The organism is Variovorax sp. GW821-FHT09B01 (genome assembly GCF_059418345.1).
Genome location: NZ_JBWKPQ010000002.1, coordinates 853,081 through 877,779, shown reverse-complemented (window position 1 = coordinate 877,779; position 24,699 = coordinate 853,081). Strand labels below are relative to the sequence as shown.

Here is a 24,699-nt window from a genome sequence, read left to right as displayed (position 1 = left end):
GCCCGGCCGCCCACACCGCTTCATCCCATTCCCGACCCTTCCGAACGCGGCGCTGTGCACCGCGCGGGGATGGCTTCGCCTCCAGTTTCGATTCAGTCCAAGGACCATCCCGCATGAACCCCGTTGCCACCGAAGACTCCGTGCTCGACGTGCCGCCGCGCTCGCTCTGGCGCGCATTGCGCGACCTCGCCGTCAGCATCGTCGTGGTCGCCGCGATCGCACTGATCGTGAGCTTCCTGTCCGCCACCTCCGCGCATGCGCAGGGCAAGGCCGGCGCCGCCAAGGAGCTGCGCATCGGCTACCAGAAGTCGGCCAGCCTGTTCGTGCTGCAGAAGGCACAGGGCTCGCTCGAGAAGCGCCTCGCGCCGCTGGGCGTGGGCGTGAAGTGGGTCGAGTTCCCGGCCGGCCCGCAACTGCTCGAGGGCCTGAACGTCGGCGCCGTCGACGTCGGCTACGTGGGCGAGGCGCCGCCGATCTTCGCGCAGGCCGCGGGCGCCAAGTTCGTCTACTTCGGCTACGACCCGGCCGCGCCGCGCGCCGAGGCGATCCTGGTCACCAGGGATTCGCCGATCCAGTCGGTGGCCGACCTCAAGGGCAGGAAGGTCGCGCTCAACAAGGGCAGCAACGTGCACTACCTGCTCGTGAAGCAGCTCGAGAAGAACGGCCTGAAGTTCAGCGACATCCAGCCTGTGTACCTGGCACCGGCCGATGGCCGCGCCGCCTTCGAGAGCAAGAACGTCGACGCCTGGGTGATCTGGGATCCGTTCCAGGCCGCGGCCGAGAAGGCCACCGGCGCGCGCGTGCTCGCCGACGGCACGCCGGGCGTGGTCAGCAACTACCAGTACTACCTCGGCGAGCGCGGCTTCGTGAAGAACAACCCGAAGGTGATCGAGGCCCTGTTCGAGGACTCGGTGGCCCAGGGCATCTGGCTCAAGAAGAACCTGCGCCAGGCGGCCGAGCTGATCGCGCCGCTGCAGGGCCTGCCGGTCGACGTGGTCGAGCTCGCGCTGCGCCGCTACGAGTTCAACGTGAAGCCGATCACGCCCGAGGTCGCCGCCGACCAGCAGCGCATCGCCGACACCTTCTACGCGCTCAAGCTGATTCCGAAGCCGATCAAGGTCAGCGAGGCCGTCGTCGCGGCCCAGCCCTGAGCACCGGTCCCCTTCATCTTTCGCAAGCCACACCAGCCATGACCACCATCTCCCTCCCGCGCCGCCGCCTGCTGCAGGGCGCCGCCGCCGCCATCGCGCTGCCGTCCGCCTTCGGTGCGCTGGCGCAGGCGCCGGCGCGCCAGTTCCGCATCGGCAACCAGAAGGGCCTGCTCAACATCCTCAAGGGCCGCGGCACGCTCGAGAAGCGCCTCGCGCCGCTGGGCGTGAGCCTCAAGTGGACCGAGTTCACGGCCGGCCCGGTGCAGCTCGAGGCGCTGAACGTCGGCTCGATCGACTTCGGCGACGTGGGCGAGGCGCCGCCGATCTTCGCGCAGGCCGCCGGCGCGCCGCTGGCCTACGTGGGTGCCACGGTGCCGCGTCCGCAGTCGGAAGCGGTGCTGGTGCCCAAGGGCTCGGCCATCAAGAGCGTGGCCGAACTCAAGGGCAAGAAGATCGCGCTCAACAAGGGCTCGAACGTCCACTACTTCATCGTCAAGCTGTTCGAGAAGCACGGCCTGTCGTATGCCGACCTGAACCTGGTCTACCTGCCGCCGGCCGATGCGCGCGCGGCCTTCGAGAAGGGCTCGATCGACGCCTGGGTCATCTGGGACCCGTTCCTGGCTGCGGCCGAGAAGACGCTCGAGGCACGCGTGCTGGCCGACGCCACCGGCGTGGTGGGCAACCGCGCCTACTACTTCTCGTCGCTCGATTACGCCGCGAAGAACGCCGACGTGGTGGCGATCGCGATCGAGGAACTCAACAAGGTCGACGCCTGGGGCTCGGCCAACCGCGGCGAACTCGCGACCGAACTGGCCGCGCTGTGGGGCCTGCCCAAGCCGGTGGCCGACCTCACGGTGGCGCGCACCGCCTACGGCACCACGCCGATCACCAAGGCCATCCTCGGCGAGCAGCAGAAGATCGCCGACACCTTCTTCGAGCTCAAACTGATCCCGAAGAAGATCAACGTGCTCGAAGCCGCCACGGGGATCGCGTGATGCAGATCTTCTGGTTCCTGCCCACGCACGGCGACAGCCGCTACCTCGGCACCAGCGAAGGCGCGCGCCCGGTCGACCTCGACTACCTGCAGCAGATCGCGGGCGCGGCCGATCACCTCGGCTACGAAGGCGTGCTGATCCCGACCGGCCGCTCGTGCGAGGACCCGTGGGTGATCGCCTCGAGCCTGATCGGCGCGACGAAGAAGCTCAAGTTCCTGGTCGCGGTGCGGCCCGGCCTGCACCAGCCCAGCCTGGCCGCGCGCATGGCCGCGACCTTCGACCGGCTCTCGAACGGACGCCTGCTGGTGAACCTCGTGACCGGCGGCGACCAGGCCGAGCTCGAGGGCGACGGCGTCTACCTCGACCATGCCGCGCGCTACGAGCAGTCGGCCGAGTTCATCCGCATCTGGCGCGAGATCCTGGCGCGCAGCCACGACGGCCAGGCCTTCGACTACGAGGGCAAGCACCTGAGCGTGAAGGGCGCCAAGCTGCTCTATCCGCCGGTGCAGAAACCGCATCCGCCGGTGTGGTTCGGCGGCTCGTCGGCCGCGGCCCACGAGCTCGCGGCCGAGCAGGTCGATGCCTACCTCACGTGGGGCGAACCGCCGGCCGAGGTGGCGAAGAAGCTCGGCGACGTGCGTGCGCGCGCCGAGCGCCAGGGCCGCCAGGTGCAGTTCGGCATCCGCCTGCACGTGATCGTGCGCGAGACCGAGGAGGCCGCCTGGCAGGCCGCCGAGGACCTGATCAGCCGCGTCGACGACGAGACCGTGATCCGCGCCCAGGCCGCCTTCGCGCGCATGGACTCCGAAGGCCAGCGCCGCATGGCCGCGCTGCATGCGGGCGGCGCCAGGCGCACGCGCGCCGAACTCGAGATCGCGCCCAACCTCTGGGCCGGCGTGGGGCTGGTGCGCGGCGGTGCCGGCACGGCGCTGGTCGGCGACGCCAAGACCGTGGCCGCGCGCATCGAGGAATACGCCGCGCTCGGGCTCGACCGCTTCATTCTCTCGGGCTACCCGCACCTCGAGGAGGCCTACCGCTTCGCCGAGCTGGTGTTCCCGCTGCTCTCGCGCAAGGCCAAGGCCCGGCTGGCCGGCGGCTCGCTGAGCGGGCCTTTCGGCGAGGTCGTCGCCAACCTCGACGCGCCTTCGCGCCTCGTCTCGCAAAGCTGAAGGACATGCCATGACGGAACAGGTTCAGGAACTGCCGGCGGTCGCGCCGGCCGAGGGCGCGGGCTCCGCGCTGCGGGGCTTCGGCCTCAATGTCGCCAGGCGGCTGGTGCCGTGGCTGGTGCCCGTGGGGCTGATCGTGGTGTGGCAGATCGCGTCGTCGCTGGGCTGGCTCAGCACCCGCGTGCTGCCGGCGCCGGTCGACGTGGTGAAGGCCGCATGGAACCTCACGGTGTCGGGCGAGCTGTGGACGCACGTGAAGGTCAGCGCGGGCCGCGCGCTCGCGGGGCTGGCCATCGGCGGCGGCGCCGGGCTGGCGCTGGGCCTGCTCACGGGCTCGGTGAAGTTCTTCGAGACGCTGCTCGACTCCACCATCCAGATGGTGCGCAACATCCCCGCGCTGGCGCTGATCCCGCTGGTCATCCTGTGGTTCGGCATCGACGAGTCGGCCAAGCTGTTCCTGATCTCGGTGTCGGTGTTCTTCCCGATCTACCTCAACACCTTCCACGGCATCCGCAACGTCGATCCGCAGCTGATCGAGATGGGCCGCACCTACGGCCTCACGCGCTGGCAGCTCTATCGCGAGGTGATCCTGCCGGGCGCGCTGTCCTCGATCCTGGTCGGCCTGCGCTTCTCGCTGGGCCTGATGTGGGTGATCCTGATCGTGGCCGAGACCATCTCGGCGCAGGCCGGCATCGGCTACCTGACGATGAACGCACGCGAGTTCCTGCAGACCGACATCGTGCTGGTGGGCATCCTGCTGTACGCGCTGCTCGGCAAGCTGGCCGACCTGTTCGCGCGCGGCCTCGAGCAGTGGTGGTTGCGCTGGCATCCGGGCTACCAGAAGAAGACGGCGAAGTGAGGGCAGGGGAATGACGCACACGACCATCTCCCGCCGCCAGGCGATCGCGACGCTCGGCGCAGCCGGCGTGCTCGGCCTGACGGGCGCGCCCGCCGCCTTCGCGCAGGGCACGGCCGCGCGGCCTGCCACCGTGCGCCTGGGCTACCAGAAGTCCTCGACGCTGATCGCGGTACTCAAGGCGCAGGGCGTGCTCGAGAAGCAGCTCGCGCCGCTCAACGCCACCCTGAGCTGGCACGAGTTCACCAGCGGCCTGCCGCTGCTCGAGGCGCTGAACCTCGACAACCTCGACATCAGCGCCGACGTGGCCGACACCGTGCCGGTGTTCGCGCAGGCGGCCGGTGCCGAGCTGACCTTCATCGCGCAGGAAGCGCCGTCGCCCGCGGCGCAGGCGATCCTGGTGCGCGAGGACTCGCCGCTCAGGACCGTGGCCGATCTCAAGGGCAAGAAGGTCGGCTTCGCCAAGGCGGCCGGCGCGCACTACCTGCTGATCGCCGCGCTCGACAAGGCCGGCCTCTCGTTCAAGGACATAGAGCCCGCCTACCTGACGCCGGCCGACGGCCGCGCCGCGTTCGAGAAGGGCGCGATCGACGCCTGGGTGGTGTGGGACCCGTTCCTCGCCGCCGCGCAACGCCAGTCGAAGGTGCGCGTGCTGGCCGACGGCGCGGGCATCGCGTCCTACCAGCGCTACTACCTCGCGAGCACCAAGTTCGCGAAGGCGCGGCCCGACGTGCTGCGCGTGGTCTATGCCGAGCTCGAGAAGACCGGCAGGTGGGTCAAGCAGAACCCCAGGGAGGCGGCCGCGCTGCTGTCGCCCGTGTGGGGCCTCGACGCCGCCACCATCGAGCAGGCCAACGGCCGCCGCAGCTATGCGGTGCGGCCGGTGGTGCCCGAGGTGCTCGGCGAGCAGCAGCGCATCGCCGACGCCTTCCTGGCCGAGAAGCTGCTGCCCAAGAAGATCAATGCGCTCGACGTGGCGCTGTTCAAGCCTGGAGCCTGAGATGAGTGCCGTCCTCGACCGACCGCAGAACGACGCGCCGCTGGCGATTCCCGGCGGCGTGCGCCTGGAAGTGCGCGGCCTGCACAAGCGCTACGGCGAACGCGAGGTGCTGCGCAACACGCAGCTCGCGATCGAGCCGGGCCAGTTCATCGCCATCGTGGGCCGCAGCGGCTGCGGCAAGAGCACGCTGCTGCGCCTGATCGCCGGCCTCGAGGAGGCCTCGTCCGGCGCGCTCTACACCGACGGCAAGCCGGTCAGCGGCCTGCACGACGACACCCGGATCATGTTCCAGGAGGCGCGCCTGCTGCCCTGGCGCCGCGTGCTCGACAACGTGACGCTGGGCCTGTCGAAGGACGCCAGGGCGCGCGGCAAGGAGGTGCTGGCGCATGTCGGCCTGGCCGATCGCGAGAACGAATGGCCGGCACGCCTGTCGGGCGGCCAGCGCCAGCGCGTGGCCCTGGCGCGCGCGCTGGTGCACCACCCGCGGCTGCTGCTGCTCGACGAGCCGCTGGGTGCGCTCGACGCGCTCACGCGCATCGAGATGCACCGGCTGATCGAGAACCTGTGGCAGCGCCACCGCTTCACCGCGCTGCTGGTCACGCACGACGTGCAGGAAGCGGTGGCGCTGGCCGACCGCGTGATCCTGATCGAAGACGGGCGCATCGCGCTCGACGAGAACATCGCCCTGGCGCGTCCGCGCTCGCAGGGCGACCCGGCCTTCGCGGCCATCGAAAAACGCATCCTCGACAGGGTGCTGCAAAAGCCCGGGGCAACCGAAGAGGCTGAAGGCGGCACCGAAGCAAGCTGGCTCGGCAAGCCCGCGCACGAACTGCGCTGGGCGATCTGAGCGTTCCTTCCTCCCATCTGAAAGGCTTCGCATGTCGCAACACTGGAAATTCGAGACCCTGTCGGTGCACGCCGGCTATTCGCCCGACCCGACCACGCGCGCCGTGGCGCCGCCGATCTACCAGACGGTGGCCTACGCCTTCGACAGCGCGCAGCACGGCGCCGACCTGTTCGACCTCAAGGTGCCGGGCAACATCTACACTCGCATCAACAACCCGACGCAGGACGTGCTCGAGCAGCGCATCGCCGCGCTCGAGGGCGGCATCGCCGCGCTGGCGCTGGCCTCGGGCCAAGCGGCCGTGACCTACGCGATCCAGACCATCGCGGAAGCCGGCGACAACATCATCAGCAGCACGGCGCTCTACGGCGGCACCTACAACCTGTTCGCCCACACGCTGCCGCAGTTCGGCATCACGACGCGCTTCGCCGACCACCGCGATCCGAAGAGCTTCGAGAAGCTGTTCGACGAGAAGACCAAGGCGGTGTTCGTCGAGTCGCTCGGCAACCCGGCCGGCAACGTGACCGACATCGCGGCCATCGCCGAGATCGCGCATCACCATGGCGTGCCGCTGATCGTCGACAACACCGTGCCCTCGCCGTACCTGAGCCGGCCGATCGAGCATGGCGCCGACATCGTGGTGCATTCGCTGACCAAGTACCTCGGCGGCCACGGCACCAGCATCGGCGGCGCGATCGTCGATTCGGGCAAGTTCCCGTGGGCGCAGCACAAGCAGCGCTTCAAGCGCCTGAACGAACCCGACGTGAGCTACCACGGCGTGGTCTACACCGACGCGCTCGGCCCGGCCGCCTACATCGGCCGCGCACGCGTGGTGCCGCTGCGCAACACGGGTGCGGCGATCTCGCCGTTCAACGCCTTCCTGATCCTGCAGGGCATCGAGACGCTGTCGCTGCGCGTGGAGCGCATCAGCGACAACGCGCTGGCCGTGGCACGGCACCTGAAGGCGAACAAGTCGGTGAAGTGGGTCAACTACGCGGCGCTCGAGGACCATCCCGACCATGCGCTGGCGCAGAAGTACCTGGGCGGCAAGGCCAGCGGCGTGCTGACCTTCGGCATCGAGGGCGGCCGCGAGGCGGGCGCGAAGTTCCTCGACGCGCTCAAGCTGTTCACGCGCCTCGTCAACATCGGCGACGTGCGCTCGCTTGCCACCCATCCGGCCTCGACCACGCACCGCCAGCTCTCGCCCGAGGAACTCGCGCGCGCCGGCGTGAGCGAGGAGACCGTGCGCCTGTCGGTCGGCATCGAGCACATCGACGACCTGCGCGCCGACCTCGACCAAGCGCTGGCCGCGGCCTCGGCCTGAAGCAGGGGAGAAAGCAAAACCATGACAACACTGCAATCCATTCCCGACGCCGCGCTCGACCAGCTGTTCCGCAAGGCGCGCACCGTGCATGCCTTCAAGCCGGTGCCCGTGAGCGACGAGACCATCCGCCAGCTCTACGAACTGCTGAAGTGGGGCCCGACGGCCTACAACGCCCAGCCCGCGCGCTACGTGTTCGTGCGCAGCGAGGAGGCCAAGGCCAGGCTCAAGCCCGCCCTGTCGTCGGGCAACACCGCGCAGACGCTGGCCGCGGGCGTGACCGTGATCGTGGCGCACGACACGCGCTTCTACGACCACCTGCCGGTGCTGTTCCCGGCCTACGACGCCAAGCCCTTCTTCGAGAAGAGCGCCGAGGCGGCGCAGGCCACGGCGTTCCGCAACAGCAGCCTGCAGGGCGCCTACCTGATCCTCGCGGCGCGCGCGCTCGGCCTTGATGCCGGGCCGCAGTCGGGCTTCAACGCCGAGCTGGTCGACAAGGCCTTCTTCCCCGACGGCCGCTGGCGCGCCAACTTCCTCGTCAACCTCGGCGTGGCCGACCATGCCGGCACCTTCGAGCGCGGGCCCCGGCTCGCGTTCGACGACGTGGCCGAGATCGCCTGAGCGCCACGTTCTTCCTTCACCGATCCATCCATCCACACCATCCAACCAAAGGGAACCATCATGTCCATCCAAGCCATCAACGTGCGCAACCAGTTCAAGGGCAAGGTCCGCGAGATCATCCGCGGCGACGTCGTCTCCGAAGTCGATGTCGAGACCGCCTGGGGCATCGTGACCTCGGTCATCACCACGCGCTCGATCGACGAGCTGCAGCTCAAGGTCGGCTCCGACGTCGTCGCGCTGGTGAAGTCCACCGAAGTGTCGATCGCCAAGCTCTGAGTCCCCTGGAGTGCGCGTGGCGCATTCCCCCTCGGCCCGGCGCCAGCGATGGCGTCGGGCTTTTTTTCGTCGGCGCGACTCAGTACTTGATCGTGATGCCGGCCTTCACGCCGTTGTTCTGCTTGCCATCGGATTCGACGCCGGCCGAGAACGAGGTGTTGCCGCCCGTGCTGCCGCCCACCGAGTAGATCGGGCGCGAGCCCGAGGTGTCCATGCCGCCGTAGGCCGCGGCGCCGCTGGGGCGTTGCACGCCGATGGTCGCGCCGAGGGTGTCGGCCGATTTCTCGGTGGGCGCGATCTTGGGTGCGACGTAGAGGATGGTGCCGTCGTCGGTCTTCACCGGGAGCTTGGGTTCGTCGGCCCAGGCGAGGGCGGCGGCGGTGCAGCCGGCGGCCAGGGCGAGGGTGGTCGAGAGGAATCTGCGCATGCGTCGGGGGAGGAGGTCGTCGGGGTTCAGGAGGTGGTCCTGCTGGCACGCCAGGGCAGGCCCGTCAGGATATCGAAGGCGTGCTCGGTCTCGCCGATCCGGATCACGAAGACGTAATCGTTTGTCAGTCCCTGCTGGCGCGCGCCGAGCACCTTGTAACCGGCGCGTCCCGAGGGCACCTCGTAGGTGGGCCCGAATTCGGCGCCCAGCGCGAGCAGCTCGCGCGTGGTCCAGGTCTTCAGCAGCCGGCCGCCGAGATAGAAGCCGAACGCGGCCCGTGGGCCCGCGGACGACGGCTCCAGCTCGCGGTCGAGCCGCATCAGCGCGACTTGGCCCGCGATCGGGCTCCACGCCAGCAGCAGGCGGCCCGGGTTGAACCAGGGATAGCGGTCGATGGCTTCGTCGCCGGTCTTGCGCACGCGGTAGACCGTGGTCGTCCCGGCGTCGCCCGTGTCGGAGTCGGGTATGCATCGGGCGTAGAAGACACCATCGGGGCCGGCCACGACGTAGGCGATGTTCGCCATCGCGCGCGCGGCGAACACGCCGCCGGGCAGCCCGACGATGCCCGAGAGCAGGGCCAGCGGGGCCAGGGGCCAGAGGGATCTGCGTTGCATGAATGCACTCCCGAAGCGGTGGGCGGGGACTGTAGCGCCGGGCCCGCGGCGCGGCTTCAGCTTCCCTTCAGCACCTGGAATGACGCTTAGAACGCCCGGTTGTTAAGAATCGACTTTTCAGTCGTTTGAGGATCGCGGACGGGCTCCTACAGTGATGGTCATCGCCACCAACGGCGCATGCATCCATCCCGACAGCAACGCACACCAGGAGCCCGCACACCATGTCCGTGGAAGTTGAAGACCTCGTTCTGCCCGAAGCGCTCGAACAGGCGCGCGCCCATGCCGCCGAAGCCGGCTGGCCCCATGCCGGCGGGGTAACGCCGCCCGTGGCCTGGCAGCTGGTGCAGGAAGGCAAGGCGGTGCTGGTCGACGTGCGTTCGGGCGAAGAGCGCAAGTTCGTCGGCCACGTGCCCGCGAGCCTGCACGTGGCCTGGGCCACCGGCACCGCGCTCACGCGCAATCCGCGCTTCGTGCGCGAGCTCGAGGCCAAGCTCGCCAAGGACGGCGGCAAGGATGCCGTGGTGCTGCTGCTGTGCCGCAGCGGCAAGCGCTCGGCGCTCGCGGCCGAGGCCGCCGCCAAGGCCGGCTTCTCGCAGGTCTACAACGTGCTCGAGGGCTTCGAGGGCGAGATCGATGCGCAGCAGCACCGCGGCGGCGCCGACGGCTGGCGCTTCCACGGCCTGCCCTGGGTGCAGGACTGATCTCTCTCCACGCACAGAAGGAAGAACGGCCCATGGCCCATTTCGAAGTCGCGGAGATCGTCGCCGCGCTGCATGCGGTGCGCAACGAATGGCGCGACCTGCAGCGCCGCTCGCGCGAACCCGGCGCGCGCGAGTTTCCCTCGCGCGACGCACTGGCCCAGATCGTGGAATCGCTCAAGGGCGCGTTGTTTCCGATGCGGCTCGGCCCGCACGACCTGCGCCACGAGAGCGAGGATTTCTATGTCGGCCACACGCTCGACGCCGCCTTGCAGGCGCTGCTGACGCAGGCGCGGCTGGAACTGCATTTCAACGCGCGCCATGTGCCGCGCAGCGCCAGCGAGATCGACGAGGCCGCCACCGCGGCGGTGCGCAGTTTCGCGAATCGCCTGCCCGAGCTGCGCCGGCTGCTCGACAGCGACGTGCTCGCCGCCTACCAGGGCGACCCGGCCGCGCGCAGCGTCGACGAGGTGCTGCTGTGCTATCCGGGCGTGCTCGCGATGATCCACCACCGGCTCGCGCACGAGCTCTACCGCCTCGACCTGCCGCTGCTGGCGCGCATCGTGGCCGAGCTCGCGCACGGGCAGACCGGCATCGACATCCATCCGGGCGCGCGCATCGATGCCGGCTTCTTCATCGACCACGGCACCGGTGTCGTGATCGGCGAGACCGCGGTCATCGGCAAGCGCGTGCGGCTCTACCAGGCCGTGACGCTGGGCGCCAAGCGCTTTCCGACCGACACCGAAGGCAACCTGCAGAAGGGCCTGCCGCGCCATCCGGTGGTGGAGGACGACGTCGTGATCTACGCCGGCGCCACCATCCTCGGGCGCGTCACGCTCGGCAAGGGGGCCGTCATCGGCGGCAATGTCTGGATCACCGACGACGTGCCGCCGGGCGCGAGCGTCACGCAGGCCAGCCTGCAGAAGAACAACGCACCGAGGGGGTGAACACACCATGAATGCATTCGTCGAAGATTTCGGAGTGGCCGTGCGGCAGTTGCGCGAGGCCCATGGCTGGTCGCAGGAGCAGCTCGCGGAGCGCTCGGACCTCAACCGCTCCTACGTGGGCGAGGTGGAGCGCGGCCGCGTGATCCCCTCGATCGTCACCGCGCACAAGCTCGCCACCGCGCTCGAGATCAACATCGTGCATCTGCTGTCGCGCTGCGAGCAGCTTGGCCAGTCGCGCCTGGCACGCCGGATCAACTTGGCGGCTATAGCCTGTTGAGGGGAAACCCTTGGCGCCGGGACACTCCCGCCGTCAGTCGCGTTCGTCCCTTTTCTTCATTCCCACGGCCTTTCGGAGTCGCCGGCACCGCTCGCGGTGACCCGGTGGGCCTGATCACATCGGAGCTTTCTTCATGACCGCAACCGTCGGTGGAACCACCGCGCTCGGCGACAACGCCGCAAGGCAGTTGGCCAATGCCACCAAGACCGTTCCCCAGCTCGAGACCATCAGCCCGCGCTGGCTGACGCACCTGCTCCAGTGGGTGCCGGTGGAGGCGGGCATCTACCGCGTCAACAAGGTCAAGAACCCCGAGTCGATCAAGGTCACCTGCACCTCGCGCGAGGAAGAGAACCAGCTGCCGCGCACCTTCGTCGACTACGAGGAGAACCCGCGCGAGCACTACCTCAATGCCGTGAGCACCGTGCTCGACGTGCACACCCGCATCTCCGACCTCTACAGCAGCCCGCACGACCAGATCAAGGAACAGCTGCGCCTCACGATCGAGACGATCAAGGAGAACCAGGAGAGCGAGCTCATCAACAACCCCGACTACGGCCTGCTGGCCCAGGTCAGCGAAGAGCAGCGCATCTTCCCGCTGGCCGGCGCGCCCACGCCCGACGACCTCGACGAGCTGCTGACCAAGGTCTGGAAGGAGCCAGCCTTCTTCCTCACGCACCCGCTGGCGATTGCCGCCTTCGGCCGCGAAGCCACGCGCCGCGGCACGCCGCCGCCGACCGTGAGCCTGTTCGGTTCGCAGTTCATCACCTGGCGCGGCATTCCGCTGATCCCGTCGAACAAGGTGCCGGTGGCCGACGGCAAGAGCAAGATCCTGCTGCTGCGCGTGGGCGACAAGCGCCAGGGCGTGGTCGGCCTGTTCCAGCCGGGCCTCGCGGGCGAACAGAGCCCGGGCCTGTCGGTGCGCTTCATGGGCATCAACAACCATGCGATCGCTTCCTACCTGATCTCGCTGTACTGCTCGCTCGCGGTGCTGACCACCGATGCGCTGGCGGTGCTCGACGACGTCGAGATCGGCAAGTACCACGACTATCCCGACACCTACAAGTAAGCCGCGGTGAACACTCCCACGACTCCGGGCGAGGCGCCGTTCGATCCGGCGATCCTTGCGCGCATGGCGAGCGCGATGTTCGCCGCGCTGCCGGGCACGCCGCCGGCTTCGTTGCCGGGCGTTGCCAACGGCCTGGTGCCGGGCGCGCAGTTCCCCGGCAACATCGCGCCGCCGGGTTCGCCGCTCGTGAGCCCGGCCGGCTTCGGGCCCAGCGTGCCGGGCACGCCGATCCCGCAGGGGCAGGTGCCGGGCACCAACCTGCTGCCGGCCTCGCCCACGCAACTGCCTTCGCTCGCGAATCGCGCGCCCGCGCTGCTGCCGCATGCGGTGGCCGGCAACGGCGTGCCCGACACGGTGCTGTCGGTGGCGCCGGCCTTCGAGCCGCGCTCGGGCGGCCACGTGCTCGGCGTGCCGCCGGTGCAGCCCTCGCAGGCCGCATCGAGCGCCGCCTCGCCGTACTACTTCCTCGGCGGCAGCCACGGCCAGCCGGCCGGTGCCGGCGGCTTCGCGGTGCACGATCCCTTCGCCGACCTCGCGGCGCTGGCCGTGTCGCGCGAGCCCGCCGTGGCGCCGTCCGCGCCCTCGGCACCGGCCAACGGCCGCGATGCGCAGTTCTACTTCGTCGACGCGGTGCGGCTGCCCAGCGGCTTCGTCACGCCGGCCAAGGCCGATCCGCGCGGGCCCGAGGCGGTGCCGCTGGCCGGCAGCGGCCAGCATCCGCCGTTCGACGTCAACGCCGTGCGGCGCGACTTCCCGATCCTGCAGGAGCGCGTGAACGGCAGACAGCTCGTGTGGTTCGACAACGCGGCCACCACGCACAAGCCGCAGTCGGTGATCGACCGCATCGCCTACTTCTACGCGCACGAGAACTCGAACATCCACCGCGCGGCGCACGAGCTGGCCGCGCGCGCCACCGACGCCTACGAAGGCGCGCGGGAGCGCGTGCGCAGGTTCATCAACGCGCCCGAGGTGGAGGAAGTGATCTTCGTGCGCGGCACCACCGAGGCCATCAACCTGGTGGCCAAGAGCTGGGGCGGCCAGCACGTGGGCGAGGGCGACGAGATCATCGTCTCGAACCTCGAGCACCACGCCAACATCGTGCCGTGGCAGCAGCTCGCCGCCGCCAAGGGCGCGAAGCTGCGCGTGATCCCGGTCGACGACTCGGGCCAGGTGCTGCTCGACGAGTACCGCAAGCTGCTCAACGACCGCACGAAGATCGTCGCCGTCACCCAGGTGTCGAACGCGCTCGGCACCGTGGTGCCGGTGAAGCAGATCGTGGAACTCGCGCACCGCGCGGGCGCCCGGGCGCTGGTCGACGGCGCGCAGTCGGTCTCGCACATGCGCGTGGACGTGCAGGACATCGGCGCCGACTTCTTCGTGTTCTCGGGCCACAAGGTGTTCGGGCCGACCGGCATCGGCGTGGTGTGGGGCAAGCGCGAGGTGCTCGAGGACATGCCGCCGTGGCAGGGCGGCGGCAACATGATCGCCGACGTGACCTTCGAGAAGACCGTGTTCCAGCCGATCCCGAACAAGTTCGAGGCCGGCACCGGCAACATCGCCGATGCGGTGGGCCTGGGCGCGGCGATCGATTACGTCAACAAGGTCGGCATCGAGAACATCGCGCGCTACGAGCACGACCTGCTGGTCTACGGCATGGCGCAGCTCGGCGCGATTCCCGGCGTGCGGCTGATCGGCACCGCGGCCGACAAAGCCAGCGTGATGTCCTTCGTGCTCGACGGCTACAGCACCGAGGAGGTGGGCCAGGCGCTCAACGAGGAAGGCATCGCGGTGCGCACCGGCCACCATTGTGCGCAGCCGATCCTGCGCCGCTTCGGTGTCGAGACCACGGTGCGGCCCTCGCTGGCCTTCTACAACACCTTCGACGAGATCGACCGGCTCGTGGCGGTGGTGAGAAGGCTCGCGGGCCAGCGGCGCGCGGGTTAGTTCGACGACCCGAGGTGCTGCCTGAAGAAGGCCAGCACCTCGGCGTTGAAGGCCGCGTGGAAAGCCGTGCGGTCGAAGCCCGGGCCGTCGCGGCAGATCTCCGAACTCGCCGCGAGCTGCGCGGCGGAGCAGGGCGCGAGAAAGCCGAAATGGCCGGCCTTGTCGGCCACGCGCCAGTCCGGGGCCGTCGGCAGGTTGCGCCGCACGGCCGCCACGTTGTCGGGCGTGACGCCATCGCCCCCGTATGCCGAGGCCCAGAGCTGCACCGGCACCTTCACCTGCTTCAGGCTCTCGGCATCGAACAGCATGCTGAGCGGATCGGCGATCACCGCGGCCTGGATGCGTTCGTCGTGCGCCAGCGGTGCCGCGAGCAGCGCGCGAAAGCGCTGCCGCATGGCCGTGCAGGCCGGGCCCTGCGGCGCCGCGCTGCAGGGCGAGCCGGGCAGCGGCGGCAGCTTCTCGAAATCGGGCCGCGCGCCGATCAGCACCAGGCCCGTGTAGCCGCCGCGCGAGAAGCCGTAGAAGCCGACCTTGCCGGGCGCGAGTTGCGCATGCGCGGGCCAGCGCGCGAGCATGTGGTCGACCAGGCGGCGGATGTCGGTGGTGCGCGTCGCGAGCGCCACGATGCTGTCCTCGGGGCCGCCGCGGATGCGGAAGTTGTCGTCCGAGTGGTTGATCGCGGCGACCACGAAGCCCGCGTTCGCGAGCGCCTCGGCCGTGTCGTGGTGGCCGAGGAAGGAGCCGCCGTAGCCGTGCGACAGCACCACCAGCGGCAGCCGCTCGCCCGCGATCGGGCAGTCGCGCACCCCGGGCAGCGTGGCGCGCTCGAGCTGGACCTGGCCATCGGGCGCGGCGCAGGGCGTCCATACCGCGCCGCGCAGCGCCGGGCCGTCGGCATCGGCCGGTATCTCGAGGGTGCTGAAGCCCGCGGCCTGGGCGCAGGCCGCCCCCAGGCCGAGCGCGAGGGGAAGAAGGAAGCGAAGCAGGTTCATGGCGGCAGTGAAGACCGGGATCAGCCGGCGGGACGGATCGGAATCAGCAGGTCGGTGCGCAACGCCGCCGGCGCGACCTGGCGCGGCGAGTTCAGGTAGTGCTCGAGCGTGGGCCGGTCGTCGGGCTCGTAGCCGCTGCCGGGCAGCCAGCGTGCGTAGAGCGCGTAGACGGCGGCGTTGATGCGCGTGTAGGGCCCGGCAAGGGTGTGCACGGCGTAGAGGCCGCCCGGCATGTCGAAGGCCTCGATCTCGGTGTCGCCGGCCGGCCAGGGATCGGGCGAGGCCGCCGCCACGTAGTAGCGGAAATCCGGCCGCGCCTCGGGATTGCCGCAGGAGATGCCGAACCAGCCCGAGACGCGGCGCGGGCCCAGCCGGGCGCGCAGCCGCCGGTGCGTGTGCGGGATGGTGGAGGCCGGCCCGTGGTGGCGCAGCGCATGCACCGGCTGCGCCGGGCGCTCGACGATCCGCACGGCGGGTGGCGCCTCGTCGCTCCGGTCCCGCGCCACGGGCATCGCGTCGAGCACCACCGCGTGCATCTGCTGCTGGAATTCGCGCGGCGATTGCCCGGTGAACTGGCCGAAGGCGCGCGTGAAGGCCTGCGGGCTCTCGTAGCCCACGGCCAGCGCCACGTCCGTGATGCTCTGGCCGCCGCGCACGAGCAGCCGCGTGGCCAGCGCGAGCCGCACGCGCCGCACCGTGGCGGCCACGGTCTCGCCCGCGACGCTCTGGTAGATGCGGTGGAAGTGGAAGGGCGAGAAATGCGCGAGCGCCGCGAGGTCCTCGAGCCGGTGGTCGGCCATCGGGTCGGCCACGATGGCCGCGACGGCGCGCGCCACGCGTTCGCGGTAGTCGTGTTCGGCGCGGGGGGCGGTCATGCCCCGCAGTGTGCCGCCGGGCGGCGGCGGCCGCTTAGCCGACTTTGCGGAGTCCGCGACGCACAGGCTATGCTTTGCGGTCGTCGACAACGTAGCCTGTCCCTCGCATGTCCCAGCCTCCCGTTTCCACTCCCGCATCCTCGGTCACCGACGAATCCTGCGACGTGCTCGTCGTGGGCGGCGGCCCCGCCGGCTCCACCGTGGCCGCGCTGCTCGCCCAGCAGGGCCGCAAGGTGGTGCTGCTCGAGAAGGCGCAGCACCCGCGCTTCCACATCGGCGAATCGCTGCTGCCGGCCAATGTCGAGCTGTTCGACAAGCTCGGCGTGCGCGACCAGGTCGAGAAGATCGGCATGCCGAAGTTCGGCATCGAGTTCGTCTCGCCCGAGCACGAGCACCGCAGCTACGTCGACTTCGCCGAGGGCTGGGACAAGTCGCTCGACTCGGCCTGGCAGGTGCGCCGCTCGGAGCTCGACGAGCTGCTGTTCCGCAACGCCGCGGCGCGCGGCGCCGAGGCGATCGAGGGCTGCCGGGTGCGCGACGTGAGCTTCGACGCCGACGGCGCCACGGTGCGCACGCAGATGGACGACGGCGAGCGCCGCAGCTGGCGCGCGCGCTTCGTGGTCGATGCGACCGGCCGCGACACCCTGCTGGCCAACCAGTTCCGCTGCAAGGAGAAGAACCCCGAGCACAACAGCACCGCGCTGTTCGGCCATTTCCGCAATGCCAAGCGGCTCGAGGGCCGCAAGGAAGGCAACATCAGCATCTGCTGGTTCCCGCACGGCTGGTTCTGGTTCATCCCGCTGGCCGACGGCACCACCAGCGTGGGCGCGGTCTGCTGGCCCTACTACCTGAAGTCGCGCGAGAAGCCGCTCAAGGACTTCTTCTACGACACCATCGCGCTGTGCCCGGTGCTGGTCGAGCGCCTGAAGGACGCCGAGCTGGTCGACGACGCCGTGCACGCCACCGGCAACTTCTCGTACGCCAGCACCCATGCCACCGGCGACCGCTACCTGCTGCTGGGCGACGCCTTCGCCTTCATCGACCCGATGTTCTCCTCGGGCGTCTACCTCGCGATGCACAGCGCCTTCGACGGCGCCGAGGCCGTGGCCAAGGCACTCGACCGCCCGATGGAGTACGCGGGCGCGCGTGCCGACTTCGAGGCCATGATGCGCAAGGGCCCGCGCGAGTACTCGTGGTTCATCTACCGCGTGACCAACCCGACGATCCGCGAGATGTTCATGTACCCGGGCAATCCCTTCCGCGTGAAGGAGGGCCTGATGTCGCTGCTGGCCGGCGACATCTACCGCGGCACGCCGTTCTGGCGCGCGCTGGGCATGTTCAAGGTGCTGTACTACTTCATCTCGGCGATGCATCCGCGCCGCACCTGGGCCGGGTGGAAGCGGCACCGCGTCAACATCCAGGACATGGGGATGTTGAAGGGGGAGACGATTCTCAAGTCGGATTGAGCCTCGCGCCGCCTGCGGCTTCAGCCGGGGTCGGCGAACCGTGCGTTTTCGCGCGCGGTGGCGCGGAAGTCTGCCGTGATGCGCGTGTCGGCGGCGGCGGCCCGCCAGAACAGCGTGGCGAGTTCGCGAGCGCGCGGCCATTCTTCGAGGGTGTCGACCGTGGGCGCGAGGTTTTCGGCCGCGAGTTCGCGCGGCGGTAGTTCGCCGTTGACCGGGGCATAGAGCGTCGGCAGCACGTCGTAGGCGGGCGCCAGCCGCCAGCGGCCATCTTCGATCAGCAGCGAGATGTTGCCGTAGTGCCGGTCGGTGTTCCCGATCAGCCGGCCGAAGGCTTCGAGGAAGCGCAGGCGCCCAGCGTCGTCCGCCGACAGCAGTTCGCGCGAGGCCATGCGGTTGGCGGTGGCGGCCCAGTTGTCGATCTTGCCGACGTGCTGCGCGTCGTAGGCCATCAGCGACACCATGCCGATGCGGCCGTGCGCGGTGCGGTCGAAGCGCTCGACCTCGAGGAAGACGCGGCCCGCTTCGAGAAGGATCTGTGTGGTGGCGGCTGCGACACCGGCGTCCTGCAGCGTGCGCAGCGCGAGGTGCTCGCACACCAGCAGATCGCGTGCGCGACGCTCGGCGGCCGAGCTGCCGGAGGGAGAGAACTTGACGATCACCTGCCGGCCTTCGCGCACCGTGCAGAACTTGGGCTGCTCGCCGCCGGCCGACGAGCCCGGCAGACTGCCCTGCATCGCGCGGTCGGCCATCGCGGGATAGTCGGCCGTCGTCACCGATGGCGTCGGGCGCGCGGTGATCGCCTGGAAGCGCTCGAAGGAACCGACGCCGACCACGAGGCTTCCCGGCAGGTCCTCGCCATTGAGCGCCAGGGCCTGGAGGATCTGGTCGTCGGTCCAGTGTTCGGGATTGGCGGGCAGGCCGAGTTCGGGGTGCCCCTGGGCGAAGGCGCGGCCGATGAAGCCCTGCGGCCGCATGTCGGAGATGAACCAGGGCAGGCCGTCGTACAGGGCGCTGAGGCCTTCCCGTTCGTCCATCCAGCACCGGCCGCCATGCAGCGGCACGAGGCGGCCGAAGGGCGCGGCCTTGCCTTGCGCATCGATCCTGACGACCGGAACCTCGGTGCCCACGCGCTCGACGGATCGCGGCGCCACATAGGTTTGCGAGCGCGCGGCGCCGACCTTGAGAAGCTCGGCGCTGCGCACCAATGGCGCCAGCGCGCGCGAGGCCGTGGGCTGGCTGACGCCGAGCCGGGCCTGGACCTCGGCGCTCGTCGCCGCGCCCTGCGCCTGGATGAAGGCGAGGGCGGTTTCAGCCGGGGTGGCGGCGGAAGAGGCAGGCATTGAATACCAATGTGAATAGATAAATTATTCTATTCTTCGTTGGGAAAATGCGGAAACTGAATGGATTTGTGAATAGATACTCGGAGCAACCGGGCCGGCGGCGCCCGCCGGCTCAGTTCGCCGCAGCCTGCGCGCGGGCGCGCTGCACCTCGTAGGCCTTCAGGTGCACATAGGCGATGCGCAGCACAGAGGGCACGGCGGGCGCGGGCTGCGGCGCGCGGCTCAGCAGGTCGCCGAGGATGTGGTCGGCCTCGACGGCGCCGCCGCGCGCGAGGTCCTTGTACATCGAAGCGGTGATCGGCGAGCCGGCCGCGGTCATGAAGGCATGGCCGCGCTCGATGGCGCCGGGGCGCACCGCGAAGCCGTTGTGGGCGGCGATGGCGGCGCATTCGTCGAACAGGGCCAGCGCCACGTCCTGGCCGCCCGCGGCGACCACGTCGCCGATGGCGCCGCGCATCAGGCTGGTGAGGCCGGCGATCGAGGCGATGAAGACCCACTTCTCCCACATGTCCTGCAGCACGTTGTCGCTGGCCTTGGCCTCGAAGCCGGCGCCCTCGAACTGCTGCTGGATCGCCTGGATGCGCGGCGGGATGCCGCCCGTGCGGTCGCCGTAGGTGAGGCCGTGCGAATCGTTGAGGTGCAGCACCCGGCCCTCGTCGTCGAGCGTGGCCGAGATCAGGCACAGGCCGCCAAGCACGCGCGCCTCGCCGAAGCGCTCGACCAGGGCGTCGATGTGCTGCATACCGTTGAGCAGCGGCAGGATCATCGTCTCGGGGCCGACGGCGGGCGCGAACGAGTCCATGGTCGAGGCCAGGTCGTAGGCCTTGCTGCCGACCACGACCACGTCGTAGGGGCCGCCGATGTTCTCGGCCGACACGTGGGGCGGCGAGGGAATGTGCAGGTTGCCCTGCGGGCTCTGGATCACGAGGCCGGTGGCCGCGATCTGCGCCGCGCGCCGCGCGCGCAGCAGGAAAGTGACGTCGCGTCCCGCCGCCAGCAGGCGGCCACCGAAATAACCACCGAGTGCGCCGGCACCCACCACCAGAAATCTCATCGCGCTTGCTCCTGAATCAGACAAAGAACCGGCGGCGATGATGCCGAAGATCGCGCAAGGCTGCTCTACGCCACCGGCTTCTCCAGCAGCCGCTGGCGGGCAAAGGGCGAGAGGTCGAGCGTGCTCGCGCGCCCCAGCACATGATCGGCGATGGCATCGCCGAGCCCGGCCGAGTGCTTGAAGCCATGGCCCGAGCAGGCCGAGACCACCAGCACGCCGGGCAGGTCGTCGAGCGCGTCGATGACGAAGCGGCGGTCGGGCGTCACGGTGTACATGCAGGCGCGCGCCTTGAGGGCGCGGCCCTCGATCTGCGGGAAGCGCCCGGCCACGCGCTCGCGGAACATCGCGGCGCTTTCCTCGGGCCGCACGCTGCGGTCGATGGCGTCGGGCGTGGTGGCTTCCACGTATTGCTCGGTCGCGACCTTGAGCGCGGGCTGCGCGGGGTCGGAGGACGGAAAGCCGTACATGTAGTCCTCGGGGCCGTCGCCGAACATCCAGATGAAGACCGGGAAGCGGCCGGGCGCGAAGTCGGCGGCGGCCGCGCCGGTGTCGAACCAGTGCATGACCTGGCGGTGCACCGAGAAGTCGCGCTGCCAGTCGGCGCGCGCCTGCCGGCCGAGGAATTCGGGCAGCCAGGCGCCGGCCGCGACCACGACGCGCCCGGCCTCGAAGCTCGCTGTTTCGGTGCGCACGCGCACGGTGTCGCCGTTGCCCACGGGCTCGACGGCCAGCACCTTCTCTCCGGTGCGCACCTGCGCGCCCGAGGCGCGCGCCACCGCGAGCTGGACCTCGATCGCCGCCTCGGGCCGCACGAAGCCGGCCTCGTGCTCGTGGTAGCCGATCTCGTCGCCCTGCAGCTGGAACTGCGGGAAGCGCGCGCGGATGCCGGCCGCGTGGAGCACCTCGTGCGCGATGCCGAAGCGCTCGGCGCAGGCGATGGTGCGGCGCACGAAGTCGGGCTTGCCGTGGTGCTCGGCCACGCGGCCCTGCGGCGCCAGCACCAGGCCGCCGGTGGTGGTCATCAGCGAACGGCCGGTGCGCGTTTCCAGTTCGCGCCAGATGGCGTGCGAGCGCTGCACGAAGGGCACGCATTCGTCGCCTTCGCCGATCGCGAGCCGCGTGATGCGCGAATCGCCGTGCGAGGAGCCGAGCTCGTGCGGCGGCGCGAACTGGTCGATGCCGAGCACGCGCGCGCCGCGTTGCGAGAGCTGGTGGAGCGTGGCGGCGCCGAGGGCGCCGAGGCCGATGACGATGACGTCGTGGTGGGAGCTGGAAGTCAAGAGGGCAGCGGTGTCAGACGAGGTTCAGGTCCAGGAAGGCGTCCTTCACCTCGATCGGTTTGGGAATGAGCTTGAGCTGCGCGAACACGTCGGCCAGGCCCTGCTGTTCGCGGGCGATGGCCAGCGTGAGCGCGACCACGCCATATTGACGCCGTTCGGTCGCGAGCGCCAGCACCTTGGGCTCGACCTTGAGCTGCGGCGCCAGCGTCGCCACCACCTCGGCGGGATGGGCCTGGGCCCAGTCGTTGGTCTTGCGCAGCTCGGCGAACACGGTGCGCAGCAGCTCGGCATTGGCGCGCGCGAACTCGGGCTGCGCGAAGTGGTAGGTGCGGTTGCCGCTGAGGCCGGTGCCGTCGAACAGCAGGCGCGATTCGGTGGCCTGCTGCGCGCCGGCCAGGAACGGGTCCCACAGGCCGATCGCGGCCACGCTGCCCGACTGGTAGGCCGCCACGGTGTCGGAGGCGGTGACGATGTAGACCGGCTCGATGTCCTCGTAGCGCAGGCCCGCGGCCTCGAGTGCGCGGATCAGCACGTACTGCGTGTTGTAGCCGCGGCCCGTGACCACCTTCCTGCCCTTGAGGTCGCGCACGCTGCGGATCGGCGAGTCGCGCGGCACCAGGAAGCCGACGCCGCCGGGGTAGGGGCTCTCGGCCGCGAGATAGACCAGGCCCTTGCCGCTGGCCTGCTGGAACACGCCGATGCCGTCGGAGGCATGGCCGAAGTCGATGGCGCCGGCGGCCAGCGCCTCCGACAGCTGCGCACCGCCGAGGAACTCGGCCCATTCCACCTTCACGCCCGCGGGCGCGAGCGCCTGCTCGAGCCGGCCCGTGCCCTTGAGGATGTTGAGCGTGTTGAACTTCTGATAGCCGATGCGCAGGGTCTTGGCACGGGTCTGCGCGAACAGCGGCGTGGCGGCCGCGGCCATGGCGGCGAAGGCGGCGCTGGCGCCGGCGCGAAGCACGAGGCGCCGCGAGAGGGCGGAGGAGGACGGACGGGGAGTGTTCATGGCGATGCCGCGCGCGGCGCGGTGGGAGAAGTGAGCGGGAAGGCCGGCGACTCTAGGGGCCGCGCGCGCATCGCGCGACGAAGCTTTTCGCATGAGCTCATGCGCAACTCCGCGGGGCATATGCAAGCGGAAATTGCTTCGTTGGAAGCGACGCGCGCGCTGCCTAGAGTCGCGGCTTTTCATTCCGAAGAGCAGGCATGACCCGCAGCACATTCATTCTCTCGAGCCTGGCGCTGGCCATCGGCTCCTTCACCCTGTCCGGCGCCGCCTGGGCCGACCGGCTCGACGACGTCAGGAAGGCCGGCGTCCTGCGCGTGGCCGCCTTCGACGGCAACCCGCCGTTCGGCCACATCGACCCGGCCAGCAAGAAGCAGGTGGGCCACGACATCGACCTCGCGACCGAGTTCGCCAAGAGCCTGGGCGTGAAGATCGAGCTGGTGCCGACCAACCCGGCCAACCGCATCCCGCTGCTGACCTCGGGCAAGGCCGACGTGGTGTTCGCGAGCTTCACCATCACCGACGAGCGCGCCAAGGCGGTGGACTTCACCACGCCGTACTTCCTGGTCGGCCAGCAGTTCCTCGCGAAGAAGGGGCTGCTGAAGGACGTGGCGCAGATCAACGAGATCCGCATCGGCACCGAGAAGGGCACGACGATGGAATCGAACCTGCGCAAGAACTATCCCGAGGCCAAGGTCGTGCTCTACGACGATTCGCCGTTTGCGCTGGCCGCGCTGCGCAACGGCAACGTGCAGGCCATCACCAACGACGGCGTGAAGCTCACGGCGCAGTGGAACGCGCTGCCCGACAAGGAGAAGTACGAGATCCCGGCGATCACGGTCTCGAAGGAGTACCTCGGCGCGGCCGTGCCCAAGGGCGAGACCCGGCTGCTCGAGGCGCTCAACACCTGGCTGGCCGAGAGCGAGAGGAACGGCCGCGCGCTGGCGATCTACGACACCTGGTTCGGCCCGAACAGCAAGGCGCCGCTGCCGCGGCTGCTGAAGATCGGCGACCAGCGCGTGGCGGCGCGCTGAAGGCGCCACGGCCTTGATCGATCTCCTGCGCGAGCAGCTGCTCGCGCCGCACTACCTGGGCTGGCTGCTCGACGGCTGGCTGACGACGATGTGGAGTTCGCTGCTGGTGGTGGCCGGGGCCACGGTGCTGGGCGTGGCGGTCGCGGCTGGGCGTTCCTCGGACCGGCCCGCGCTGCGGCGCGCCACCGCGGCCTATGTCTCGCTGTTCCGCAACACGCCGCTGCTGGTGCAGCTCTTCTTCTGGTACTTCGGCGCGCCCTCTGTGCTGCCCGAGGCCGCGCGCGAATGGCTCTACGCGGGCCACGTGCTGTCGTTCGAGCTGCTGTCGGCGTTCGTCGGGCTCACGCTCTACGCGGCCGCCTACGTGGGCGAGGACATCCGCTCGGGCATCTGCGGCGTGCCCGTGGGCCAGACGCTGGCCGCGTCGGCGCTGGGCTTCACGCGCGCCCAGGTGCTGGCGCAGGTGGTGCTGCCGCAGGCGCTGCGCATCGCGCTGCCGCCGCTCTTGGGCCAATACATGAACATCGTCAAGAACACCTCGCTCGCGATGGCGGTCGGGCTGGTCGAGCTGTCCTATGCCTCGCGGCAGGTGGAGGCCGAGACCTTCAAGACCTTCCAGGCCTTCGGCATCGCGACCTTGCTCTACATCGCGACAATCGGCGCGATCGAGCTGCTGGCGGCCTGGGCCGCGCGGCGGCAGGCGAGGGCGGCATGACGGTGTTCGAGACGCTGTGGGACAGCCTGCCGTACCTGCTGTGGGGCGCCTTTCCGCAGGGGCCATTGGGTGGCGCCGCGCTCACGCTGCTGCTGAGCGCCGGCTCGGCCGTGGCCTCGGCGCTGCTGGGGCTGGCCGGGGGCATCGGGCTCGCGACGGCGCGTGGCGGCCTCAAGGCGCTGCTGGTGCTGGTGCTGGGCTTCCTGCGCGCCATTCCGGTGCTGATGCTGATCTTCTGGACCTACTTCCTGCTGCCCTTCGCCTTCGGCGTCAGCGTGCCGGGCGTGCTGTCGGTGATGTGCGCGCTGTCGCTGGTGGGCGGCGCCTACCTCGCGCATGCGGTGCACGCGGGCACCCGCGGCGTGGGGGCCGGGCAATGGGCGGCGGGGCTGTCGCTCGGGCTCACGCGCTGGGGCACGCTGCGTGTCATCGTGCTGCCGCAGGCGCTGCGCATGATGCTGCCCTCGTTCGTCAACCAGTGGGTCACGCTGGTGAAGGACAGCTCGCTGGCCTACATCGTCGGCGTGGGCGAGCTGTCGTTCGTGGCCGCGCAGGTGAATGCGCGCACCATGGTCTATCCGGCCGAGATCTTCATGCTGGTGGGCGCGATCTACTGGCTGCTGTGCAGCGGGCTCGACCGGCTGGCGAACGCATGGCTGCGGCGGGCGCGCGCCGATGGCGCCGAGGCCAAGAACTTTTCCGGAAAAGGTCTTGAACGCTTCGCATAATCGCGG

26 protein-coding genes are annotated in these 24,699 nt (G+C 70.0%); 18 read left to right on the top strand and 8 right to left on the bottom strand.

Annotated features, from left to right (window positions below):
• The first annotated feature begins 113 nt into the window (after window positions 1-113).
• From AC07RV_RS11190 to AC07RV_RS11150, 9 genes are read left to right on the top strand one after another with little or no spacing between them, the layout of a single operon-like run.
• Window positions 114-1,151, top strand: a complete 1,038-nt coding sequence (locus AC07RV_RS11190) for a sulfonate ABC transporter substrate-binding protein (RefSeq protein WP_296787639.1) — start codon at window positions 114-116, stop codon at window positions 1,149-1,151.
• A 38-nt stretch (window positions 1,152-1,189) separates the two neighbouring features.
• Window positions 1,190-2,146, top strand: a complete 957-nt coding sequence (locus AC07RV_RS11185; protein ID WP_296787641.1) for a sulfonate ABC transporter substrate-binding protein — start codon at window positions 1,190-1,192, stop codon at window positions 2,144-2,146.
• Window positions 2,146-3,315, top strand: a complete 1,170-nt coding sequence (gene ssuD, locus AC07RV_RS11180) for an FMNH2-dependent alkanesulfonate monooxygenase (RefSeq protein WP_296787642.1) — start codon at window positions 2,146-2,148, stop codon at window positions 3,313-3,315. Before AC07RV_RS11185 ends, ssuD begins: the two co-directional genes overlap by 1 nt.
• A gap of 10 nt (window positions 3,316-3,325) precedes the next feature.
• A complete protein-coding gene (ssuC, locus tag AC07RV_RS11175) occupies window positions 3,326-4,174 on the top strand; it encodes an aliphatic sulfonate ABC transporter permease SsuC (RefSeq protein WP_296787644.1) in 849 nt (282 codons plus the stop codon).
• Window positions 4,175-4,184: 10 nt separating this feature from the next.
• Window positions 4,185-5,171 carry an aliphatic sulfonate ABC transporter substrate-binding protein gene (locus tag AC07RV_RS11170; protein ID WP_296787646.1) on the top strand — a complete coding sequence of 329 codons (987 nt, stop codon included), beginning with the start codon at window positions 4,185-4,187 and terminating at the stop codon, window positions 5,169-5,171.
• 1 nt (window position 5,172) lies between these two features.
• Window positions 5,173-6,018: an ATP-binding cassette domain-containing protein gene (locus AC07RV_RS11165; RefSeq protein WP_296787648.1), complete on the top strand. Its 846-nt coding sequence runs from the start codon at window positions 5,173-5,175 to the stop codon at window positions 6,016-6,018.
• A 31-nt stretch (window positions 6,019-6,049) separates the two neighbouring features.
• A complete protein-coding gene (locus tag AC07RV_RS11160; protein WP_296787650.1) occupies window positions 6,050-7,339 on the top strand; it encodes an O-acetylhomoserine aminocarboxypropyltransferase/cysteine synthase family protein in 1,290 nt (429 codons plus the stop codon).
• Between the two features lie 21 nt (window positions 7,340-7,360).
• The gene (locus AC07RV_RS11155; RefSeq protein WP_057593384.1) at window positions 7,361-7,957 is read left to right on the top strand and encodes a malonic semialdehyde reductase; all 597 of its coding nucleotides are present in this window, start codon (window positions 7,361-7,363) and stop codon (window positions 7,955-7,957) included.
• 60 nt (window positions 7,958-8,017) lie between these two features.
• Entirely contained in the window at window positions 8,018-8,233 is a 216-nt protein-coding gene (locus tag AC07RV_RS11150; RefSeq protein WP_042579699.1) for a TOBE domain-containing protein, read from the top strand.
• Window positions 8,234-8,312: 79 nt separating this feature from the next.
• Here the strand turns inward: AC07RV_RS11150 and AC07RV_RS11145 are convergent, their stop codons facing one another.
• Window positions 8,313-8,660 (bottom strand): hypothetical protein, encoded by a 348-nt coding sequence (locus tag AC07RV_RS11145; protein WP_296787653.1) that lies wholly within the window; start codon window positions 8,658-8,660, stop codon window positions 8,313-8,315.
• 26 nt (window positions 8,661-8,686) lie between these two features.
• The gene (locus AC07RV_RS11140) at window positions 8,687-9,274 is read right to left on the bottom strand and encodes a hypothetical protein (protein WP_296787655.1); all 588 of its coding nucleotides are present in this window, start codon (window positions 9,272-9,274) and stop codon (window positions 8,687-8,689) included.
• 221 nt (window positions 9,275-9,495) lie between these two features.
• Here AC07RV_RS11140 and AC07RV_RS11135 point away from each other — a divergent pair, with 221 nt between their 5' ends.
• From AC07RV_RS11135 to AC07RV_RS11115, 5 genes are all read left to right on the top strand, one after another.
• Window positions 9,496-9,975, top strand: a complete 480-nt coding sequence (locus AC07RV_RS11135) for a rhodanese-like domain-containing protein (RefSeq protein WP_296787657.1) — start codon at window positions 9,496-9,498, stop codon at window positions 9,973-9,975.
• Window positions 9,976-10,007: 32 nt separating this feature from the next.
• Complete coding sequence (epsC, locus tag AC07RV_RS11130; RefSeq protein ID WP_203205837.1) at window positions 10,008-10,919, top strand: serine O-acetyltransferase EpsC; 912 nt, start codon at window positions 10,008-10,010, stop codon at window positions 10,917-10,919.
• A gap of 7 nt (window positions 10,920-10,926) precedes the next feature.
• Complete coding sequence (locus tag AC07RV_RS11125) at window positions 10,927-11,196, top strand: helix-turn-helix domain-containing protein (protein WP_057593379.1); 270 nt, start codon at window positions 10,927-10,929, stop codon at window positions 11,194-11,196.
• 133 nt (window positions 11,197-11,329) lie between these two features.
• Window positions 11,330-12,262 (top strand): family 2A encapsulin nanocompartment shell protein, encoded by a 933-nt coding sequence (locus AC07RV_RS11120; protein ID WP_296787660.1) that lies wholly within the window; start codon window positions 11,330-11,332, stop codon window positions 12,260-12,262.
• 63 nt (window positions 12,263-12,325) lie between these two features.
• On the top strand, window positions 12,326-14,206 hold the full coding sequence (locus tag AC07RV_RS11115; RefSeq protein WP_444813834.1) for a family 2A encapsulin nanocompartment cargo protein cysteine desulfurase: 1,881 nt from the start codon (window positions 12,326-12,328) through the stop codon (window positions 14,204-14,206).
• Here AC07RV_RS11115 and AC07RV_RS11110 read toward each other — a convergent pair.
• Window positions 14,203-15,198 (bottom strand): alpha/beta hydrolase family protein, encoded by a 996-nt coding sequence (locus tag AC07RV_RS11110; RefSeq protein WP_296787664.1) that lies wholly within the window; start codon window positions 15,196-15,198, stop codon window positions 14,203-14,205. The genes AC07RV_RS11115 and AC07RV_RS11110 overlap by 4 nt on opposite strands.
• Before the next feature lie 20 nt (window positions 15,199-15,218).
• Window positions 15,219-16,073 carry an AraC family transcriptional regulator gene (locus AC07RV_RS11105; RefSeq protein WP_296787666.1) on the bottom strand — a complete coding sequence of 285 codons (855 nt, stop codon included), beginning with the start codon at window positions 16,071-16,073 and terminating at the stop codon, window positions 15,219-15,221.
• A gap of 107 nt (window positions 16,074-16,180) precedes the next feature.
• Here AC07RV_RS11105 and AC07RV_RS11100 point away from each other — a divergent pair, with 107 nt between their 5' ends.
• Window positions 16,181-17,539, top strand: a complete 1,359-nt coding sequence (locus AC07RV_RS11100; protein WP_208513947.1) for an NAD(P)/FAD-dependent oxidoreductase — start codon at window positions 16,181-16,183, stop codon at window positions 17,537-17,539.
• Window positions 17,540-17,559: 20 nt separating this feature from the next.
• Here AC07RV_RS11100 and yjjJ read toward each other — a convergent pair whose 3' ends face one another.
• The 4 genes from yjjJ to AC07RV_RS11080 form a co-directional block, all read right to left on the bottom strand.
• On the bottom strand, window positions 17,560-18,879 hold the full coding sequence (yjjJ, locus tag AC07RV_RS11095) for a type II toxin-antitoxin system HipA family toxin YjjJ (protein WP_296787669.1): 1,320 nt from the start codon (window positions 18,877-18,879) through the stop codon (window positions 17,560-17,562).
• A gap of 112 nt (window positions 18,880-18,991) precedes the next feature.
• A complete protein-coding gene (locus AC07RV_RS11090) occupies window positions 18,992-19,933 on the bottom strand; it encodes a ketopantoate reductase family protein (RefSeq protein ID WP_296787670.1) in 942 nt (313 codons plus the stop codon).
• A gap of 65 nt (window positions 19,934-19,998) precedes the next feature.
• Window positions 19,999-21,213: an N-methyl-L-tryptophan oxidase gene (solA, locus tag AC07RV_RS11085; RefSeq protein ID WP_296787673.1), complete on the bottom strand. Its 1,215-nt coding sequence runs from the start codon at window positions 21,211-21,213 to the stop codon at window positions 19,999-20,001.
• A gap of 13 nt (window positions 21,214-21,226) precedes the next feature.
• Window positions 21,227-22,219: an aliphatic sulfonate ABC transporter substrate-binding protein gene (locus AC07RV_RS11080; protein WP_296787674.1), complete on the bottom strand. Its 993-nt coding sequence runs from the start codon at window positions 22,217-22,219 to the stop codon at window positions 21,227-21,229.
• Window positions 22,220-22,416: 197 nt separating this feature from the next.
• Here AC07RV_RS11080 and AC07RV_RS11075 point away from each other — a divergent pair, with 197 nt between their 5' ends.
• The 3 genes from AC07RV_RS11075 to AC07RV_RS11065 are packed head-to-tail and all read left to right on the top strand — an operon-like array spanning window position 22,417 to window position 24,693.
• Window positions 22,417-23,250 carry a transporter substrate-binding domain-containing protein gene (locus tag AC07RV_RS11075; protein WP_296787676.1) on the top strand — a complete coding sequence of 278 codons (834 nt, stop codon included), beginning with the start codon at window positions 22,417-22,419 and terminating at the stop codon, window positions 23,248-23,250.
• A 13-nt stretch (window positions 23,251-23,263) separates the two neighbouring features.
• Window positions 23,264-23,965, top strand: a complete 702-nt coding sequence (locus tag AC07RV_RS11070) for an amino acid ABC transporter permease (protein ID WP_296787678.1) — start codon at window positions 23,264-23,266, stop codon at window positions 23,963-23,965.
• The gene (locus AC07RV_RS11065; RefSeq protein WP_296787680.1) at window positions 23,962-24,693 is read left to right on the top strand and encodes an amino acid ABC transporter permease; all 732 of its coding nucleotides are present in this window, start codon (window positions 23,962-23,964) and stop codon (window positions 24,691-24,693) included. The genes AC07RV_RS11070 and AC07RV_RS11065 overlap by 4 nt, the downstream gene beginning before the upstream one ends.
• The last annotated feature ends 6 nt before the right edge of the window (window positions 24,694-24,699 follow it).

Bases quoted from the DNA above. Each gene is read 5' to 3' on its own strand.
- AC07RV_RS11125 (WP_057593379.1), top strand. From the start codon at position 10,927: ATGAATGCATTCGTCGAAGATTTCGGAGTGGCCGTGCGGCAGTTGCGC.
- AC07RV_RS11190 (WP_296787639.1), top strand. From the start codon at position 114: ATGAACCCCGTTGCCACCGAAGACTCCGTGCTCGACGTGCCGCCGCGC.
- AC07RV_RS11100 (WP_208513947.1), top strand. From the start codon at position 16,181: ATGTCCCAGCCTCCCGTTTCCACTCCCGCATCCTCGGTCACCGACGAA.
- AC07RV_RS11135 (WP_296787657.1), top strand. From the start codon at position 9,496: ATGTCCGTGGAAGTTGAAGACCTCGTTCTGCCCGAAGCGCTCGAACAG.
- AC07RV_RS11160 (WP_296787650.1), top strand. From the start codon at position 6,050: ATGTCGCAACACTGGAAATTCGAGACCCTGTCGGTGCACGCCGGCTAT.
- AC07RV_RS11165 (WP_296787648.1), top strand. From the start codon at position 5,173: ATGAGTGCCGTCCTCGACCGACCGCAGAACGACGCGCCGCTGGCGATT.
- AC07RV_RS11075 (WP_296787676.1), top strand. From the start codon at position 22,417: ATGACCCGCAGCACATTCATTCTCTCGAGCCTGGCGCTGGCCATCGGC.
- AC07RV_RS11120 (WP_296787660.1), top strand. From the start codon at position 11,330: ATGACCGCAACCGTCGGTGGAACCACCGCGCTCGGCGACAACGCCGCA.
- AC07RV_RS11065 (WP_296787680.1), top strand. From the start codon at position 23,962: ATGACGGTGTTCGAGACGCTGTGGGACAGCCTGCCGTACCTGCTGTGG.
- AC07RV_RS11150 (WP_042579699.1), top strand. From the start codon at position 8,018: ATGTCCATCCAAGCCATCAACGTGCGCAACCAGTTCAAGGGCAAGGTC.
- AC07RV_RS11080 (WP_296787674.1), bottom strand. From the start codon at position 22,219: ATGAACACTCCCCGTCCGTCCTCCTCCGCCCTCTCGCGGCGCCTCGTG.
- ssuD (WP_296787642.1), top strand. From the start codon at position 2,146: ATGCAGATCTTCTGGTTCCTGCCCACGCACGGCGACAGCCGCTACCTC.
- AC07RV_RS11155 (WP_057593384.1), top strand. From the start codon at position 7,361: ATGACAACACTGCAATCCATTCCCGACGCCGCGCTCGACCAGCTGTTC.
- AC07RV_RS11090 (WP_296787670.1), bottom strand. From the start codon at position 19,933: ATGAGATTTCTGGTGGTGGGTGCCGGCGCACTCGGTGGTTATTTCGGT.
- AC07RV_RS11170 (WP_296787646.1), top strand. From the start codon at position 4,185: ATGACGCACACGACCATCTCCCGCCGCCAGGCGATCGCGACGCTCGGC.
- AC07RV_RS11110 (WP_296787664.1), bottom strand. From the start codon at position 15,198: ATGAACCTGCTTCGCTTCCTTCTTCCCCTCGCGCTCGGCCTGGGGGCG.
- AC07RV_RS11145 (WP_296787653.1), bottom strand. From the start codon at position 8,660: ATGCGCAGATTCCTCTCGACCACCCTCGCCCTGGCCGCCGGCTGCACC.
- AC07RV_RS11185 (WP_296787641.1), top strand. From the start codon at position 1,190: ATGACCACCATCTCCCTCCCGCGCCGCCGCCTGCTGCAGGGCGCCGCC.
- AC07RV_RS11140 (WP_296787655.1), bottom strand. From the start codon at position 9,274: ATGCAACGCAGATCCCTCTGGCCCCTGGCCCCGCTGGCCCTGCTCTCG.
- AC07RV_RS11105 (WP_296787666.1), bottom strand. From the start codon at position 16,073: ATGACCGCCCCCCGCGCCGAACACGACTACCGCGAACGCGTGGCGCGC.
- ssuC (WP_296787644.1), top strand. From the start codon at position 3,326: ATGACGGAACAGGTTCAGGAACTGCCGGCGGTCGCGCCGGCCGAGGGC.
- AC07RV_RS11115 (WP_444813834.1), top strand. From the start codon at position 12,326: ATGGCGAGCGCGATGTTCGCCGCGCTGCCGGGCACGCCGCCGGCTTCG.
- yjjJ (WP_296787669.1), bottom strand. From the start codon at position 18,879: ATGCCTGCCTCTTCCGCCGCCACCCCGGCTGAAACCGCCCTCGCCTTC.
- epsC (WP_203205837.1), top strand. From the start codon at position 10,008: ATGGCCCATTTCGAAGTCGCGGAGATCGTCGCCGCGCTGCATGCGGTG.